Genomic DNA, 15,239 nt, shown 5'->3' with positions numbered 1-15,239 from the left:
CCGCTAACCCCAGTGTCGCCGACGACCCCCCGAATCCGGGATGCGACGCAGCGCCCGCCGTCAGTCCTCCGCGCCGGCCTCCAGGCAGGCCAGCTCCATCGCGTCGAGCACCGCCTCGTGGCTGCGCCGGCTCAGCTCGGCCACGTTCTCGATCTGGGCCGTCGCCCAGGCCGCCAGCGTCATCACCAGCACGCGCAGCCCGTCCGTGCCGTGCTCGGCGAGGATCTCGTCGGCCACCGCCATCGCGTCCTCGGGCACGCGCTCCGCCGGCTCCAGACCCGCGAGGCCGCGCAGCATGACGAGGGTGCGGCGCGATATCTCCGGCGTCATCCTCGCCAGCCGCAGGTCCTCTTCCTCGTCCATCCGCCCCACCCTCCGGTCCCCTCTGGCTTCCGCTGAGGGCACGGTAGAGGCAGGAGCCCGCCGCCGGAGGCCGTTTCGCCCGGTCGGCCCGGCAAGCCGGCCCGCGCACGCGGCTTCCACCCGTGCCGACCGGCCGGTAACTTGGCCGCGGCAGCCGCCCGGACACGGGCGCCCGACCGGCAGGAGCCGCCCGTGCAGAGCCTCGTCCGCCCCCTCCTCGCCCTCCTCCTGGCGGCGGCAGCGCTGCCGGTGTCGGCCCTCCCGGCGCAGGCCGCGCCGCCCGCGGCGGGAGCCGCCTCCGGCGCGCTGACCGCGGCCGCCGAGGAGTGGACCCCGCCCCTGTCCACCCGCGGCCGCTGGATCGTCGACGCCGACGGCGACCGCTTCCGGCTCCGCTCCGGCAACTGGGACGGCGCGCAGGGTTCCTGGAACGGCTCCGGCGACCGCACCGACCCCGCCGCCCACCACGCCGGCCAGAACTCGCACGGGATCCCCCTCGGCCTGGACCGCGTCCCGATGCCAGCCCTCCTGGCCGACTTCCGCGCCCTGGGCCTCAACAGCATCCGGCTGCCGTTCTCCAACGAGATGCTGCGCACCTCCGCCCCCGTTCCGGACGCGGCGGTCGCCGCCAACCCGGCCCTGCGCGGCAGGACACCGCTCCAGGTGTTCGACGCCGTCGTCGCCGCCCTCACCGGCGCCGGGTTCGCCGTCATCCTCAACAACCACACCGTCACCACCCGCTGGTGCTGCGGGCTCGACGGCAACGAGCGCTGGAACAGCGGCCAGACCACCGCCCGGTGGGCCGACGACTGGGTGGCCGTGGCCCGCCGCTACCGCGGCAACCCGCGCGTGGTCGGCGCCGACCTCTACAACGAGGTCCGCCGCGACACCTTCCACGACCCGAACTGGGGCCTCGGCGACGACCGCGACTGGCACGCCGCCGCACAGGAGGCCGCCGACCGGATCCTCACCGAGGGCAACCCCGACCTGCTGATCGTGGTCGAGGGCATCAACTGGACCGGCATCCCCGTCGACGGGTTCCCGCACGGCCGCCCGGCCCTCACCCCGGCCCGCACCCTCTCCCACACCCTCGTCCGCTCCGGCAAGCTCGTCTACTCCGCCCACTTCTACGGCTACACGGGCCCCCGGCACAGCGGCGCGACCGGCATCGGCGAGACCAGCGACCCCCGCTACCAGGACCTCGGCCGGGACGAGCTCGCGCAGGTCGTCCACGACCAGGCCCTGTTCGTGGCCGCCGAGTCCGGGGCGCACTTCACCGCGCCCGTCTGGATCAGCGAGTTCGGCATCGGCGCCGACGAGGCCGCCGCCCGCCCGAAGGCCTGGTTCCGCAACCTCACCGGCCTGCTGTCCGCCGCCGACGCCGACTTCGCGTACTGGCCGCTCGTCGGCTGGAGCACCGCCGCCGACGGCACACCGGGCGGCGACAGCTGGGCGCTGCTCCGGTACGACTCCGCGGGCCGCCGCTCGGGCGTACCGGACGCCGGGGACTGGCGTACGCAGCCCTGGGCCGGTCTCGCCGCCACCGCGGGGCGCACCGGACCCGTCGCCCCCGTCCCGTCCTGGCACCAGCTGACCACCGACCACCGCGACCACAGCGCCTCCCTGCTCACCCGCGCCGGAGGCGACTGGGACAGCGGCGCCCGCAAGGCCGCCTGCCCCGACGGATCCCGCCTGGCCGGCCTCTCGCACACCGGCGGGCGCGGCCTGTGCAGCACCTCCGACCTGCGTGCCGCAGCCGGCGCGCACACCGTCGTCCGGAACGAGGCGCACGTCCCGCCGGGCGGCGACTGGGCCACCGGGTACACCAAGCTCCAGTGCCCCGCCGACCGCTTCCTGATCGGATACAGCCTGCGCGGCAGCCGGGTTTCGGCCGCCCTCTGCGCTCCGGCCCGCACGGCGCTCCCCGCCGCGGGGCCGGGCCGCACGGTGTGGTTCGACCGGGGAGACGCCCGGCCCGCGGGCGCCGGCGGCGGGGAGTGGGCGTACGGCCACCACAAGGGCCAGTGCGGGCCCGGCGAGTACGCTGCCGGCATCGCCTTCACCACCCGCTTCGCCGCCCGCTCCGGCCCCGCGGCGCTCCTGTGCCGGCCGCTGCCGACGGCCTGACCGCCCCCGCACGGCCGCACCGATTTCCCCTCCGATATGCCAAGTCCGATGAACGGGCGCCGGATTCCCCCTAGGGTGCCCGTACGCAGGCCGCGGGCGCCCCACACGTCCGTTTCCGGCCACCAGCGCACCACTCCACCAACCACCTGGGGGGTTCATGCGTCGCAGAACCAGAGGGGCGGCCGCCGCGCTCGCCCTGTCCGTGGCCGGGACCGGCGCCTGCGTCGGCCTCGGCGTCCTCCCACAGGCGGGGGCCGTCACCCCGCCCGTGGCCTTCACCGCCGACGCCCTTCCGACCTGGCAGCCCAACGGCATCGTCTGGGCCCTCGCCGAGGCCGGCGGCACCGTCTTCGCCGGCGGCACCTTCTCCGCCGTACGCCCGCCCTCGGGCGGCGCCGGCACCGAGCAGCCCGCCGTGAACTTCACCGCGCTCGACGCCGCGACCGGCGCCCCGACCTCCTGCAAGCTGTCCTTCACCGTCGGCAGCGGCACCGCCACCGTGCGGGCCCTCGCCCTCTCACCCGACAAGGCCACCCTGTACGCGGGCGGCTACTTCGGCGCCGTCAACGGCACCCCCGTCTCCAGCCTCGCCGCGATCGACGTCGCGACCTGCACGGTGAAGCAGTCCTTCCGCCCCGCCTTCGCGGCGACCGTCCGCGCGCTCGCCGTCAGCGGCGACACCGTCTACGCGGGCGGCGACTTCCTCACCGTCTCCGGCCAGCCGCGCCAGCGCTTCGCCGCCGTCGCCGCCGCCGACGGGGCGCTGCGCCCCTTCCGGGCCGACGCCGACGAGCCCGGCCGGGCCGTCGAACTCACCCCGGACGGGCAGAGCGTCCTCCTCGGCGGCGACTTCTTCACCGTGGGCGGCACCGCCTCACACGCCCTGGCCGTCGTGGACGCCGCGAGCGGCGCCGTCACGAAGGCCTATCCGAACTTCATCCACACCAACTCCGTCGTCAAGGACATCGCGACCGACGAGAGCGGCTTCTACACCGCCAACGAGGGCACCGGCGGCGGCGTCTTCGACGGCCGCATCGCCCTCGACCTCGCCGGCTTCGGCCAGCGCTGGCGCGACACCTGCCTCGGCGCCACCCAGGCCGTCCTCCCGGACCAGGGCGTCCTCTACAGCGCCTCGCACGCCCACGACTGCTCCAGCGTCGGCGAGTTCCCCGACGGGGCCCGCCACCACCTCCTCGCCCAGCCCACCACCGGAACCGGGAAGCTGGGCTGGTCGCCCGACACCAACGACGGCATCGGCGAGGGCATCGGGCCGCGCGTGATGGCGGTCGGCGCCAAGGCCGGAGTGCGCTACCTGTGGGTCGGCGGCGAGTTCACCACCGTCAACGGGGCCGCCCAGCAGAGCCTGACCCGCTTCGCGTCGACGGGCGACACCGGCGCCCCCACGACACCCGTCGCGAGCGCGGCGAGCTTCCGGCCCGGCGAGGTGCAGGTCCGCTGGCGCACCAGCCTCGACCTGGACGACAGCAGGCTGACGTACCGGGTGTACCGCAACGGCTCGGCGACCCCCGTCGCCACGGTGGCCGCCGACTCCCTCTTCTTCAGGCGTCCCCAGGCGTCCTGGACCGACACCGCCGTCACGCCCGGCCAGACGTACTCCTACCGGGTGACGGCGACCGACGCGGCCGGCAACACCAGCGCCCTGTCGGCGACGGCGTCCGTGACCGTCCCGCACTCGGCCGACGCCTACGCGGAACGGGTCCGCGCCGACGGTGCGCAGCTGTACTGGCGCTACGACGACGCGGTCCTGCCGTACGCCGCCGACTCGTCCGCCGGCGGCAACCAGAACGGCGTGCACCTCGCCGGACCGGCCCTGCGCCAGACCCCGGCAGCCGTGACCGGCGCGAGCACCGCCATCGGCTTCGACGGCGCCGCGACCAAGGTGTACGGGGACCGCCGGCAGACGGTCGGCGCCGCCTACAGCATCGAGACCTGGTTCCGTACGAACACCACCCGCGGCGGCAAGCTCTTCGGCTTCGGCAGCAACCAGGACCGCCGCAGCAGCCAGTACGACAAGCACCTGTACATGACCAACGACGGGCGCCTCGTCTTCGGCGTCTACACCGGCGCCACCCGCACCGTCACCACCGCCGGCTCCTACAACGACGACAAGTGGCACCACGCCGTCGCCACCCAGGGGCCCGGCGGGATGGCCCTCTACGTCGACGGCGTCCAGCGGGGCACCCTGAACGTCACCACCCACGAGAACTTCGCCGGCTACTGGCACGCGGGCGGAGACAACCTGACCAGCTGGCCCAACCGGCCGTCCAGCGACTTCTGGGCGGGCCGCCTGGACGAGACGGCCGTCTACGGCAGTGTCCTGACCCCCGCGCAGGTCCAGGAGCACCACCGCCTCGCCTCGGCGCCCGCCGACTCGGTCGTCCGGGTGACCGCCGCCGAGGACACGTACGCCAACGCGGGGGCACCCGGCACCGCCTTCGGCACCTCCGGGTCGCTCGCCGTCCGCGGCAACCCGCTGTACACGTCCTACCTGCGCTTCGACCTGCCGGCGGCGCCGCCGGGCACGGTGCTGAAGTCGGCCTCGCTGAGCGTGAAGACCAGCACGATGAGCGGCGCCGGAACGGCCGACACCGTCTCGGTGGTGCCGGTCGCCGGGGCATGGAGCGAGGCAGCCACCACCTACAACACCCGTCCCGAGCCGGGCGGTCCGGCCCTCGGCACCTTCGGCCCCGTCCCCGACGGCTCGGCGGTCCACACCACGGGCCTGTCCGCGGCGCCGGTGGCCGCCGCCCTCGGCTCCTCCTGGAGCGTGGCGCTGACCGGCTCGGGGTCGGACGCCCTGTGGCTGTGGTCGTCCGAGGCGGCGGCCGGGGAGGGCACCCCGCAGCTGACCCTCGCCTTCGGCGCACCGTAGCCGGGGGAGGGCGCGGGCCGCACGGCTCCGCGCCCTCCCGCCCCGGTCGGCCCAGCTCGTACGCGAACGCATACGGCATACGGCATACGGCACGGACGAGTCGCCGTGCCGGTACGCGAACGAGCCCGAGCCGGACAGCCCGGCCGGCCCGCCCGTCCCCGAGCCGGGCACGACCCCGAACGCGCACCGGGTGCCGCCCGCGTCGAACGCGCCGTCCTCCCGCAGCAGGAACGTCCCAGGCGCAGCCGGTCGCCGTCGGGGACCTGTTGGGGCTCGGTGCAGAGGCCGAGGCCGTCGGCCCGCCCGGCCTCCGCTCCGCCGTCGCCGCCGAGGTCGCGGCACTGCCCCAGCCCGATCAGCAGGGCGCCTCGACCTCCACGAAGCGCCGGCTGCGGGGACCCCGGTAGAGCAGGCAGACCCACCCGAGCCGCTCCAGCACCGCCGCGCACTCCGCCAGCCGCTCCCGCTCCTCACCGGCCGCGCCACTGCCCGGCGGCCCGACCCACGACACCTGCGCCCGCCCCTCGGGGCCCTCCGCGACCCGGTAGCCGGTCCGCACCCGCCGCCCCTCCGCGTCCACGGCCGACGGCGGGAGACCCGCGGCCTCCAGCGCCAGCGCCACCGCCCGCGGCATGGCCCGGACTTCCCACGGTGCGGGAACTCCTTCGCCCTCCGGCCCGTTCACCACACGACGGATCTGCAACAGCCCCTCATGAGCGGTGCGCACCTCGTCGGCGCGCCGCCCGCCACCCGCCGCCGGCCCGTCCCCGTCGGCCGCCTCGAACGACACCCCGGACCCGACCACGCCGACCGCCTCCCCTCCACCCCGCCGCACCTGAGTACCCCGCTCCCGACGACCTGAGTATCCGCCCCGATACCCCGCCGCGCCGCCGCTGGTCGAATGGGGCCATGACCACCGACGCCCCGCTCCGCACCCCGCGCCCCCGTATCCAGCAGGTGGCCGTCGCCGGCTCGGCCCTGGCCGTGGCCGTGCTGCCCCTCGTGGTGGGCGTCCTGGTGGCCAAGGGCATGGCGACCGACCCGCACGCCCCGGTCAACGCCCTCATCACCAGCGGCGGCCAGCGCGCCGCCCTGCCCCGCGGCGAATGGCGGCGCCGCGGCCACACGACCCTGCGCCGCCTGCGCACCGCCCGCAGGCACACGGCCCGGCGCTGCGCCGCGGTCGCCGCGGGCGTCCGCCGGAGCGCCTGAACCGGTCAGTGTCCGTACTGCCGGACGCACAGGTCCATCACCGACGGCGGCACGGCACCCTCCGCCGCGGCACAGGGGTCGTCGCCGTACGGCAGGAACGCCTCCGGTTCCGCACCCGGCGGCCGCGCGCCCTCCGGGGACGCCACGGCGGTATGCCGCACCTGCCGGGGCCGCACCGGCCGCGGCCGCGGCGGCTGCACGCGCCGCGGCACGGCAGGGAGCGAGGCCCGCGCGGACGGCCGCACGACGGCGCCTTCACTCCGCGCCGGCGGATCGGGGACCCCGGACGGCGGCTGTTCCGCCCCATCCGCCGGGGCCGTCCGCGGCGGGGGCGGCGGCCCGGCCGTCGGGGCCGGCCCGCGCGGCGCCTCCCGCGCCGCCTCCCGCGCGGCGGGCGGCGGCACGGAGGTCCGCGGCGGCACCGGCCCGCGCGGCGGCGGCTCCGGGCCGGCCGCTGCGCAGCCCGCCCCGGCGAGCAGTGCGACGAGGGACAGGGGCAGGGCCCGGCGTAGCTGCATGCCGTCCACGATGCCTGACGGAGGCCCGGCCGGCGCCCCGCCCCTCATGCGTCCGGGTGACACCGCCGTGTTCCGCCCTCCCCGCACCGCCGACCACGGCAGGGCTCCCCGACCGGCAGGACGGATGGTGCAGTTCGGACACCGGGCTTGACCGGGTCCGCCCGGTCGGCGAGAGTGCGCCGGTCAGGAACCGCCCACCGGAACGGCCCCGACCGGCCGGGGGCCGGCGCCGCACCGCCACACCGGCCGTCCCATTCCCCGCCGGGAGAGCACGATGTCCCCAGACGCCCGCGAGCCCGGGTCCGACGACGGCCGCCTCGTACGCCCCTACATGACCCCGGTGGGCCCCCACCCGCACACCTCCACAGCAGCAGGGATCACCTGGCCGGAACCCGGCCCCGCGGCGCCGGCCGCCTTCCCCGAGCCCGCCGCACCCCCGGCCTCCGCCGCACCCCCGGCCTCCTCCGCACCCCCGGCCTCCGCGCCCGGTGGCCGCGCGGCGGCCCGCCGCCGGCGGCAGGAGGACCGCCGCAGCCGGAAGCCCCTGTGGGCGGCCGGCGGAGCCGCCCTCCTGCTCGGCGCCGGCGCGCTGGCCCTCCTGCCCGGCGGGGACGCCGAACCGGAGCCGGCGTTCTCCTCCCAGCGGCCCGACGTGTCCGTCCCGGAGCTGCGGGCCCCCGACCCGGCCCCGGACCCCGCCCCCTCCGCCACCGCGACTCGCACCGCCTCGCCGACCCCGTCGGCGAGCCCCAAGGCAGACAGCTCGCCGCCGCCGTCCGCGTCGGCGCCGTCCCGAAGGCCGCAGACCGGCGACGGGGGCACGCTCCGCATGGGCGACCGGGGGTCGGAGGTGACCGCCCTCCAGGAGGCGCTTTACGCACAGGGGTTCACGTACGTGAAGGTCAGTGGCGTGTACGACGGGCAGACGAAGCGCGGCGTCGCCCAGCTCCAGCGCGACCGCGGCATCAACGGCGACCCGTCGGGCGTCTACGGCCCTGCGACCCGAGCACAGTTCACCATCTGACGACAGGTTGCGAGAACTCGGCACATTAACACCCGGAAAAGAGCTGGACCAGCGCAAATAACTCCTCGGAAAGTGTGGGAGCCACCCCCCCGCCGAGCCGAGGAGCCGCCCATGTCCACGCTGAAGGTCACCGTCGAGCAGCTGACCGTCCACGAGCATCCCCACGCCGACGCGCTGGAGCTCGCCCAAGTAGGCCTGTACCGGGCGGTCGTCGCCAAGGGTGCCTACGCCACGGGCGACTTCGCCCTGTACATCCCCGAGCAGGCCGTCCTCCCCGCCGACCTGATCGCGGAACTCGGCCTGACCGGCCGCCTCTCCGGCTCCGGCGCCGACCGGGTGAAGGCGGTCCGGCTGCGCGGAGAGCTGTCGCAGGGCCTGGTGTGCCGGCCGCGCGCGCTCGCCGGCGTCGACCTGGCCCGCGCCGCCGAGGAGGGCACGGACTTCGCGGAGCGGCTCGGCATCACCAAGTGGGTGCCGCCGATCCCGACCTCGATGAGCGGCGACGTGGAGGCCGCGCCCGACCTGCTGCCGTGGGTCGACGTCGAGAACATCCAGCGCTACCCGGACCTCTTCGAGCCGGGCGAGCAGGTCGTCCTGACGGAGAAGCTGCACGGGACCGCCTGCCTGCTCACCTACCTGGCCGCCGAGGACCGGGTGCTGGTCTCCTCCAAGGGCTTCGGCTCGAAGAGCCTCGCCCTGACAGAGGACGACCGCAACCTCTACTGGCGCGCCGTCCGCGGCCACCGCGTCGCCGAGGCCGCCGCGAAGCTCGCGGCCCGGCTGGGCGCCACCCGCGTCGGCATCTTCGCCGAGGTGTACGGCGCCGGCGTCCAGGACCTCGCCTACGGCACCGACGCGCGCACTTCGGGCCCCGGGTACGCCGTCTTCGACGTGTCGGCCGAGATCGACGGGCAGGTCCGCTGGCTGGACGCGGCGGAACTCCTCTCCGACGGCGCCCTGCCCCTCGTACCGCGGCTGTACGAGGGACCGTACGACCTGGACACGGTCCTGGAGCTGGCCACGGGCCGCGAGACCGTCTCCGGCCGGCAGGCGCACCTGCGCGAGGGCGTCGTCATACGCCCGGCCGCGGAGCGGTACAGCCCGGTCGTCGGCGGCCGGGCCATCGCCAAGGCGGTCAGCCCCGCCTACCTGACCCGCAAGGGCGGCACCGAGTTCGAGTAGCGCGCGCCCGGCCGCGGACCGTGGTGGGATGGGACCGGCCCACACCCACACGAGAGGTCGGTGCGATGTCCGAGGACACCATGCGGGCGATGGCGTACGACGAGTACGGCGGGACGGAGGTGCTCCGCGAGACCCGCCTGCCCATGCCGAAGGTGGCGCCGGGGGAGGTCCTCGTCAAGGTCCGGTGCGCCGCGGTCAACCCCGTCGACTGGAAGATCATGGCGGGCGGCCTCGACGGGCTGATGGACGTCCTCTTCCCCGTGGTCCCCGGCTGGGACGTCTCGGGAACCGTCGAGCGGCTCGGCATCGACGTCCCCGAGTTCGCCGTCGGCGACGAGGTGATGGCGTACGCGCGCAAGGACTACGTCCACGGCGGCACCTTCGCCGAGTACGTGAGCGTCCCCGCGCGCGCCCTCGCCCGCAAGCCGGCCTCCCTCGGCTGGCGCGAGGCAGCCGGCCTGCCGCTGGCCGGCCTCACCGCCTACCAGCTGCTCACCCGCCTGGACACCGGCGAGGGCGACACGGTCCTCGTCCACGGCGCGGCAGGCGGCGTCGGCAGCTTCGGCGTACAGATCGCCCGGGCGCTCGGAGCCCGCGTCATCGGCACGGCCTCCCCGCGCAACCACGACCGCCTGCGCGAACTGGGCTGCGAGCCGGTGCAGTACGGCGAGGGCCTGGTCGACCGGGTCCGGGCACTCGCCCCGGACGGGGTGTCCGTCGTGGCGGACTTCGTCGGCGGCGTCCTCGACGTCACCCAGGCCGTCCTCGCGCCGGACGGCCGCCACGCATCGATCGCCGACCCCAGTGTCCTCGGCGCGGACGGCCAGTGGATGTGGGTCCGCCCCGTCGGCAGCGACCTCACCGAACTCGCCAAGCTCGCCGACAGCGGCCGGCTGAAGGTCACGGTCGCCGAAACCTTTCCCCTCGCCGATGCCGCAGCGGCCTTCGCCCTCAACCAGGAAGGCCACACGGCAGGCAAGATCATCATCGAACCCTGACCCGGCGGCAGCCCGCCCTGCGGGGGGAGCCCCGGCCACGGCGGCGGAAACCGGAGGCCGCCTCCGCCGCCGCGAACTCCCGACCGCCTGCCCCCGCCCTACCCCACCGTCGGGATGTCCCCTCCCTCCGCCCACTCCACACTCACGCCCGGCAGGGCCGCGCACCACCGGGAGGCCGCCTCCTCAAGGCGGGCCCGGTCCGGCGGGGCGGCCCCGAGCCCGACGGCGTACCGCACCACACCGCCCGAGGAGTCGAGAGGCCGCGGCCAGGCATGCACGCCTGCGCCCCCGCCGCCGCCGATGTCCTCCAGTGCCCCCACCAGAGCCCGCATCCGCCCCCGCGCCCTCCCCAGCGCCTCCTCGCACTCCCGCGGCGTGCCACCCCGTACGGTGACGACGGCCCACGCCGCGTGCCGGCGGTGCAGCGCCGGCACCGCGCACAGCTCCGCCACACCGGCCGGGTCGGCCTCGAGCAGCTCCCAGGCCCGGTACAGCTCCTGCGTCAGCAGGTCCCGCATCCCGGGCCCCACCTGCGCGGTGCAACTCCGCACCGGCTCAGACGGGGTGAGTACCGCGACGGCGCCCCCGCCCCCGCCGGGCACGGCCGACGGCCCCGCGCCGCCTGCCCCGGTCAACGCGACGGGCTCACGCCAGTCCCAGGCGGCCCAGGCCGCGAAGAACGCACGCAGCAGGGACGCGCCGCGCAACTCCGGGGCCTCCCGCACCGTGCGCGCAGCCATCACCGCCCAGGCCACCCCCGGCACCCCGCCGAACGGAGCCGAATCCACCCCGCGAGCCCCGGCCCAGGCCTTCACCTGCCGCGCCAGCTCGGCGAACGCCGCCTGCCGCTCCGGCCCGCCCTCGGCAGCGGCGGCGCACACGGCTTCCGCATCCGACACCGCGCTCAGTGCGACCGCCGCCGCCTCGCCCAGCTCCGCCCGGCGCGCCACGGCCTCCTCGGGCCGGATCCCGCCGGTGCCGACGACGACCACGTCCACGTCCAACCCGTCGACGTGCAGCCGCAGCCCGGGCACGCGCGCACCCGTCACGACCCGCAGCCGCCGCGCCCCGGGGAGCGCCTCGGCGACGCGCTCCCGCACGGCTTCGATGTCGGGGGCGCCGGGCAGGGCCGCGACGAGGTCCAGGTCCGCTCCGGGCAGGGCGCAGCCCGTGCGGCGGGATCCGACGAGGTGCACGACGCCGCCCGCGAGCGCTCCGGCGACGCGGTCGGCGACACGTCCGGCAACGGAGGCGTCGCCCTCGACGCCGTCCCGCCGCTGCGGCTCCCCGTCCCGCGCGGCCCCGGGTTCCGGCAGCCAGCGCACCCTCCCCGTTCCCAACTGCACCGTGGCCCGTACCCGCATCGGCTCGTCGCCGCGCCGCGAGAGTACGGCCAGCTCCTCCACCCGGGCGTCGCGGCCGGCCCCGGGTCCGCCCAGCCGGGCGGTGAACTCCGCCAGTGCCCGCTGCGGGTCGGCGTTGCGCCCCAGCGTCAGGTGCGGTGTGAACCCCCCGCCGCGCCCCCGGCACGCGGGGAACTGGGCGGTGAGGGCCTGCCGCAGCTCCTGCCAGGGGGCTTCGCCCGCCGCGGCCGGGTCCAGCCACAGCGCGGCGTCGTCGCGGTGCCCGAAGTCGTACACGCCCGCCATCCGCACCGGGAACGGTGCGGTCGCGGCGGCGGCTTCGGCGAGCAGGGGCACGGCCTCCTCGAAGGAGGCCTCGGGGACGAACCCGAACAGCAGGTTCACATGCGCGGGCCAGCGTCCGAAGGCGGGATCGTGCTCGCGCCGCAGCGCCGTGACGGCGGGATCGTACGGCGGCAGCCAGGCGACGGCAGTCCGCGAGGTCGGCGCGCCCGCGCGGGCGCCCGAGCCCTCGACGCGCACCGCGCCACCGCCACCGCCACCGGCACCGACCCTGACCTCGACCTCGACCTCGACCCCGTAGTGATCGGAAGGGAACAGGCCGCCCCCCTCCGGGACATCACCCCGCAAGGCAGCCCGCCGCACCCGGGCCGCGTCCGAGCGCAGCAGGACGCGGTCGAGCCGGGCGGCGCGTCCGCTCAGGGAGCCGACGGCCGCCAGCGGGTTGGCGCTCGGGTCGAACGTGGGGGTGTCGTCCGACGCCCCGTGCACCTCGCTCCAGGCGTCCCGCATCCCCAGGACCGCCGCGGGCCCGTCCGCCCCGCCCCGCCCGTCGTTGAAGTCCCCGACCAGCGCCACGTGGGCATCGACAGCGCCGAGTCCCTCGGCGACACGGGCCAGTTCCTCGGCCCGCCGCGCGGCCCCGTCCTGCGTGTGGTCGCTCGTCAGGTGGACGCAGGCCACGACGAGCGGCCCCGCCGCGGTCCGCACCGTCACCGCGGAGACCGCCTTGTGCGGGCCGAGGCGGTGCAGCCCGGCCTCCGCCACGGGCAGCCGGCTCAGCACCAGCAGGCCGAAGTCGGAGACGTCCCGGCCGTCGGGGGCGGCCGACACCGTGTACGCGCGGCGCACCCACGGCTGCTCCAGCAGCATGTCGAGCAGGGCCGGCTCCACTTCCTGCAGCGCGATGACGTCCGCGTCGGCGGCCTCCAGCTCGGCACAGAGCAGCGGCCTGCGGCGGGCCGTGTCGATGCGCGGCGCGTCGTAGCGGTCCCACAGCGTGTTCCAGGTCAGCAGCCGCACCGAAACGGGGGAAGCGGCCGACGCAGTCGGCCGACGCACCGCACCGGCCCCGGCCTCCTCGGCGGCCCGCCAAGCCCCGCCCGCGGCGCCGGGGCGGGCCGGATCCCACACGTACGGGGTCCGGGCGGCGAAGGCGGGGGCGCGCAGCAGGCGCGGGTCGCGGACCCGCCCGGCGGTGGTGGAGTCGATCCGGTCCGTGCCGGTGGCGCGGTCCCAGACGAGTTCGCCGTCCGCCTCGACGAACAGCACCCGGTGCCAGGGGATGTCGCCGCCGGGCACGAACGAGGGCAGCGGGACCCGCTTGGGCGGTGCCCCGCGCTGGTGCAGGCCCATCACGAACCGCGCCGGGTCGAACCGGGGGTCCCACCGGACCTGGTGGTAGAGCTGCTCACTGGTCCGCATCGGCGCGATCCCTCCCGACACGCGGTCCCACTCGGTTCCCCGGGCCCGGGCCCGGGGCCGCACACCCCGCGGCGTCCTCGACGTCCCCGCCGGCCCCGAGGTAGCGGATGCGGTGCCCCTGCCCGTCGCCGGGGTAGGGCGGGCTGAACCGGTGCAGTTGCGAGGCCAGGACCCGCGGCGGCACCGGATGCTCGCGTGCACCGTTGCGGCGGACGAGCTCCGCCTCCTCCACCAGGGGCACGACATGGGTGACGAGGGCGTCGCGCCGCCGGGCGACCGCCGCGGTCAGCCCCCGCTGCTGCCCGGTCAGGGACGTGGCGTCCCAGACCACCGTGCCGCCTGCCGCGAGCGCCGCGTCGAGCCGGTCCAGGCCCTCGCGCAGGATGCCGGCGTTGTCCCGCTGGTCCGCGCGGTTGCCGCGGGCGGCCCGCAGGTCGTCCAGGGCGATGTACGCGTCGATCCCCGGCAGGCTCCGGGCGTACGTGCTCTTCCCGCTCCCCGAGGGCCCGCACAGCTGCACCAGCCGCGGGAAGCGGCCGTCCCGCCACCGCCAGGTCGCGGCAACGGCCTCCTCGGCAGTGGAGATCCGGCCCTGCGCGAACAACTGCAGCGCCTCGGCCCGGCACCGGTCGGCGGCGTCCGGATCCAGCCCGGCGAGGGCGTCCCGCAGCCCGTTCCGCAGGGGCCGCAGCGGCTCGGGTCCCAGCAGCCCCTCCTCCTGCGCGTACAGGGCGGACCACTCCACGCACTCCGAGGCTTCGGCAACGGCAACACGGTCACCGCCCGCCCCGACGGCCGCAGCGAGCGCATGCAGCACCCCGAGATCGGCAGCCGCGGCCATGCGCACCAGCCCGGCCCGCCGCTCCTCGTCCGGGAACGCCCGCCGGAGGCGCGGGCTCAGGCCGACAAGGTCCGCGACGCGCCGAGCGGCCCGCATGCCGACCGGCCCCGCCGCGAGCCGCGCCCCGACCGCGGTCCGAGGCATCCGGTGGAGCAGCGCGGCCAGCACCCCCGCGAGGCGGGCGTCGCCGGTCCGGCCGGCCGCGTCGAGCCGGCCCGCGACCTCGGCCACGACGGAGGGCACCGCCGCACCGCCGACGGCCTCGGCACCGACGCCGACGGCGGCCGCCAGCGCAACCGGATCGGGCTCCGCACCGGACCGGACCTCCCACAGCGCTGCCTGCGGCCCGAGCCCGTTGGGCACGACCGGTGCGTACATCCAGTGCGCGTCAGTGGTGACGTGCCCGCGCCGCACCCACTTCCCGACGCACCGCCCGAAGTCCTCCCGCGGAAAGCCGGCCGCGGTGCGCACGACGTACCCCTCCTGCCGCGCGGTGTCGAGGCGCAGCCTGCGCAGAGCCCGCTCGTCGAAGACGCCGCGCCACAGCACGCGCGGGACGGGCACGCCGAGTCCGTGCAGGAAGTGCACGCTCTCGTCCCAGCCCAGGCAGTGGTCGCCGTCCCACACCGAGAACCCGTAGAACCAGCTGTCCAGGTCCTCGTACGCCAGTGAATGCCGGGCGTACAGGTTCTCGCCGCAGATGCGCCATCCCGCCGGGATGCCGGCGCCGATCCTGCTGTGCAGGCCCTTCACCCAGGCGCGCGAGGGGTGGTGGGCGGAGTCGAGGGAGCGGGCGTGCAGGCCGTCCGCGTAAAGGGTGGTGTTCTCCCCGTCGAGCTTCTCGGTGACGACCACCTCCCTCCCGGCGAACCATTCCGCCCCGGTGGCCCGTACGTCGTCCGCGGTCGCTCCCGGTGACCAAGGGAGGTGGGGGGTCCGGGGATAGGGGGTGCGCATGGCGGACTCTCGGCTTCGGCGACGGGCGTCCGGTCACTGTACGGACCGGCGTGCAC

General features: G+C 76.5%; 12 protein-coding genes and 1 pseudogene. 7 read left to right on the top strand and 6 right to left on the bottom strand.

The annotated features are described in order from the left end of the window. Positions 1-60: 60 nt before the first annotated feature. Positions 61-363: a hypothetical protein gene (locus C0216_RS18455; protein WP_114056346.1), complete on the bottom strand. Its 303-nt coding sequence runs from the start codon at positions 361-363 to the stop codon at positions 61-63. 192 nt (positions 364-555) lie between these two features. On the opposite strand from C0216_RS18455, the gene C0216_RS18450 reads away from it, so the two are divergent. Both C0216_RS18450 and C0216_RS18445 read left to right on the top strand, forming a co-directional pair. Next, entirely contained in the window at positions 556-2,490 is a 1,935-nt protein-coding gene (locus tag C0216_RS18450; protein WP_114056345.1) for a glycoside hydrolase family 5 protein, read from the top strand. Between the two features lie 157 nt (positions 2,491-2,647). After that, positions 2,648-5,383: a LamG-like jellyroll fold domain-containing protein gene (locus C0216_RS18445; protein WP_114056344.1), complete on the top strand. Its 2,736-nt coding sequence runs from the start codon at positions 2,648-2,650 to the stop codon at positions 5,381-5,383. A gap of 156 nt (positions 5,384-5,539) precedes the next feature. Here the strand turns inward: C0216_RS18445 and C0216_RS18440 are convergent. Further along, positions 5,540-5,725, bottom strand: a pseudogene (locus C0216_RS18440) (hypothetical protein); the annotation flags it as partial. Between the two features lie 13 nt (positions 5,726-5,738). Next, the gene (locus C0216_RS35240; protein WP_342777116.1) at positions 5,739-6,017 is read right to left on the bottom strand and encodes a hypothetical protein; all 279 of its coding nucleotides are present in this window, start codon (positions 6,015-6,017) and stop codon (positions 5,739-5,741) included. Between the two features lie 78 nt (positions 6,018-6,095). On the opposite strand from C0216_RS35240, the gene C0216_RS35235 reads away from it, so the two are divergent. Together C0216_RS35235 and C0216_RS18430 are read left to right on the top strand one after the other, a co-directional pair. Then, complete coding sequence (locus C0216_RS35235; protein ID WP_342777115.1) at positions 6,096-6,245, top strand: hypothetical protein; 150 nt, start codon at positions 6,096-6,098, stop codon at positions 6,243-6,245. Between the two features lie 47 nt (positions 6,246-6,292). After that, on the top strand, positions 6,293-6,595 hold the full coding sequence (locus C0216_RS18430; RefSeq protein WP_114056342.1) for a hypothetical protein: 303 nt from the start codon (positions 6,293-6,295) through the stop codon (positions 6,593-6,595). A gap of 5 nt (positions 6,596-6,600) precedes the next feature. On the opposite strand, the gene C0216_RS33555 is transcribed toward C0216_RS18430, so the two are convergent. Beyond that, positions 6,601-6,741 carry a hypothetical protein gene (locus C0216_RS33555; protein WP_162793262.1) on the bottom strand — a complete coding sequence of 47 codons (141 nt, stop codon included), beginning with the start codon at positions 6,739-6,741 and terminating at the stop codon, positions 6,601-6,603. A gap of 646 nt (positions 6,742-7,387) precedes the next feature. Here C0216_RS33555 and C0216_RS18420 point away from each other — a divergent pair. The 3 genes from C0216_RS18420 to C0216_RS18410 all read left to right on the top strand — a co-directional run bounded on the left by C0216_RS18420 (position 7,388) and on the right by C0216_RS18410 (position 10,317). Further along, entirely contained in the window at positions 7,388-8,137 is a 750-nt protein-coding gene (locus C0216_RS18420) for a peptidoglycan-binding domain-containing protein (protein WP_114056340.1), read from the top strand. A 111-nt stretch (positions 8,138-8,248) separates the two neighbouring features. Further along, positions 8,249-9,319: an RNA ligase (ATP) gene (locus C0216_RS18415; protein ID WP_114056339.1), complete on the top strand. Its 1,071-nt coding sequence runs from the start codon at positions 8,249-8,251 to the stop codon at positions 9,317-9,319. Positions 9,320-9,399: 80 nt separating this feature from the next. Next, entirely contained in the window at positions 9,400-10,317 is a 918-nt protein-coding gene (locus C0216_RS18410; RefSeq protein WP_114058761.1) for an NADP-dependent oxidoreductase, read from the top strand. A 98-nt stretch (positions 10,318-10,415) separates the two neighbouring features. On the opposite strand, the gene C0216_RS18405 is transcribed toward C0216_RS18410, so the two are convergent. Together C0216_RS18405 and C0216_RS18400 are read right to left on the bottom strand one after the other, a co-directional pair. Continuing rightward, positions 10,416-13,385: a poly(A) polymerase gene (locus tag C0216_RS18405; RefSeq protein ID WP_114058760.1), complete on the bottom strand. Its 2,970-nt coding sequence runs from the start codon at positions 13,383-13,385 to the stop codon at positions 10,416-10,418. Continuing rightward, positions 13,372-15,183, bottom strand: a complete 1,812-nt coding sequence (locus tag C0216_RS18400) for an RNA ligase family protein (RefSeq protein WP_114056338.1) — start codon at positions 15,181-15,183, stop codon at positions 13,372-13,374. The genes C0216_RS18405 and C0216_RS18400 overlap by 14 nt, the downstream gene beginning before the upstream one ends. Positions 15,184-15,239 lie beyond the last annotated feature (56 nt).

The organism is Streptomyces globosus (genome assembly GCF_003325375.1).
In the GTDB taxonomy this organism is placed as follows: Bacteria; Actinomycetota; Actinomycetes; order Streptomycetales; family Streptomycetaceae; genus Streptomyces; species Streptomyces globosus_A.
The sequence above is the reverse complement of the archived record's forward strand: the minus strand, read 5'-3'. Positions and strand labels throughout refer to the sequence as shown.

What these genes read in the sequence shown, in the direction of transcription:
- C0216_RS18420 (WP_114056340.1), top strand. Translation starts at nt 7,388, where the DNA reads ATGTCCCCAGACGCCCGCGAGCCCGGGTCCGACGACGGCCGCCTCGTA.
- C0216_RS18430 (WP_114056342.1), top strand. Translation starts at nt 6,293, where the DNA reads ATGACCACCGACGCCCCGCTCCGCACCCCGCGCCCCCGTATCCAGCAG.
- C0216_RS18445 (WP_114056344.1), top strand. Translation starts at nt 2,648, where the DNA reads ATGCGTCGCAGAACCAGAGGGGCGGCCGCCGCGCTCGCCCTGTCCGTG.
- C0216_RS35240 (WP_342777116.1), bottom strand. Translation starts at nt 6,017, where the DNA reads ATGCCGCGGGCGGTGGCGCTGGCGCTGGAGGCCGCGGGTCTCCCGCCG.
- C0216_RS18400 (WP_114056338.1), bottom strand. Translation starts at nt 15,183, where the DNA reads ATGCGCACCCCCTATCCCCGGACCCCCCACCTCCCTTGGTCACCGGGA.
- C0216_RS18405 (WP_114058760.1), bottom strand. Translation starts at nt 13,385, where the DNA reads ATGCGGACCAGTGAGCAGCTCTACCACCAGGTCCGGTGGGACCCCCGG.
- C0216_RS35235 (WP_342777115.1), top strand. Translation starts at nt 6,096, where the DNA reads ATGAGCGGTGCGCACCTCGTCGGCGCGCCGCCCGCCACCCGCCGCCGG.
- C0216_RS18410 (WP_114058761.1), top strand. Translation starts at nt 9,400, where the DNA reads ATGCGGGCGATGGCGTACGACGAGTACGGCGGGACGGAGGTGCTCCGC.
- C0216_RS18455 (WP_114056346.1), bottom strand. Translation starts at nt 363, where the DNA reads ATGGACGAGGAAGAGGACCTGCGGCTGGCGAGGATGACGCCGGAGATA.
- C0216_RS18415 (WP_114056339.1), top strand. Translation starts at nt 8,249, where the DNA reads ATGTCCACGCTGAAGGTCACCGTCGAGCAGCTGACCGTCCACGAGCAT.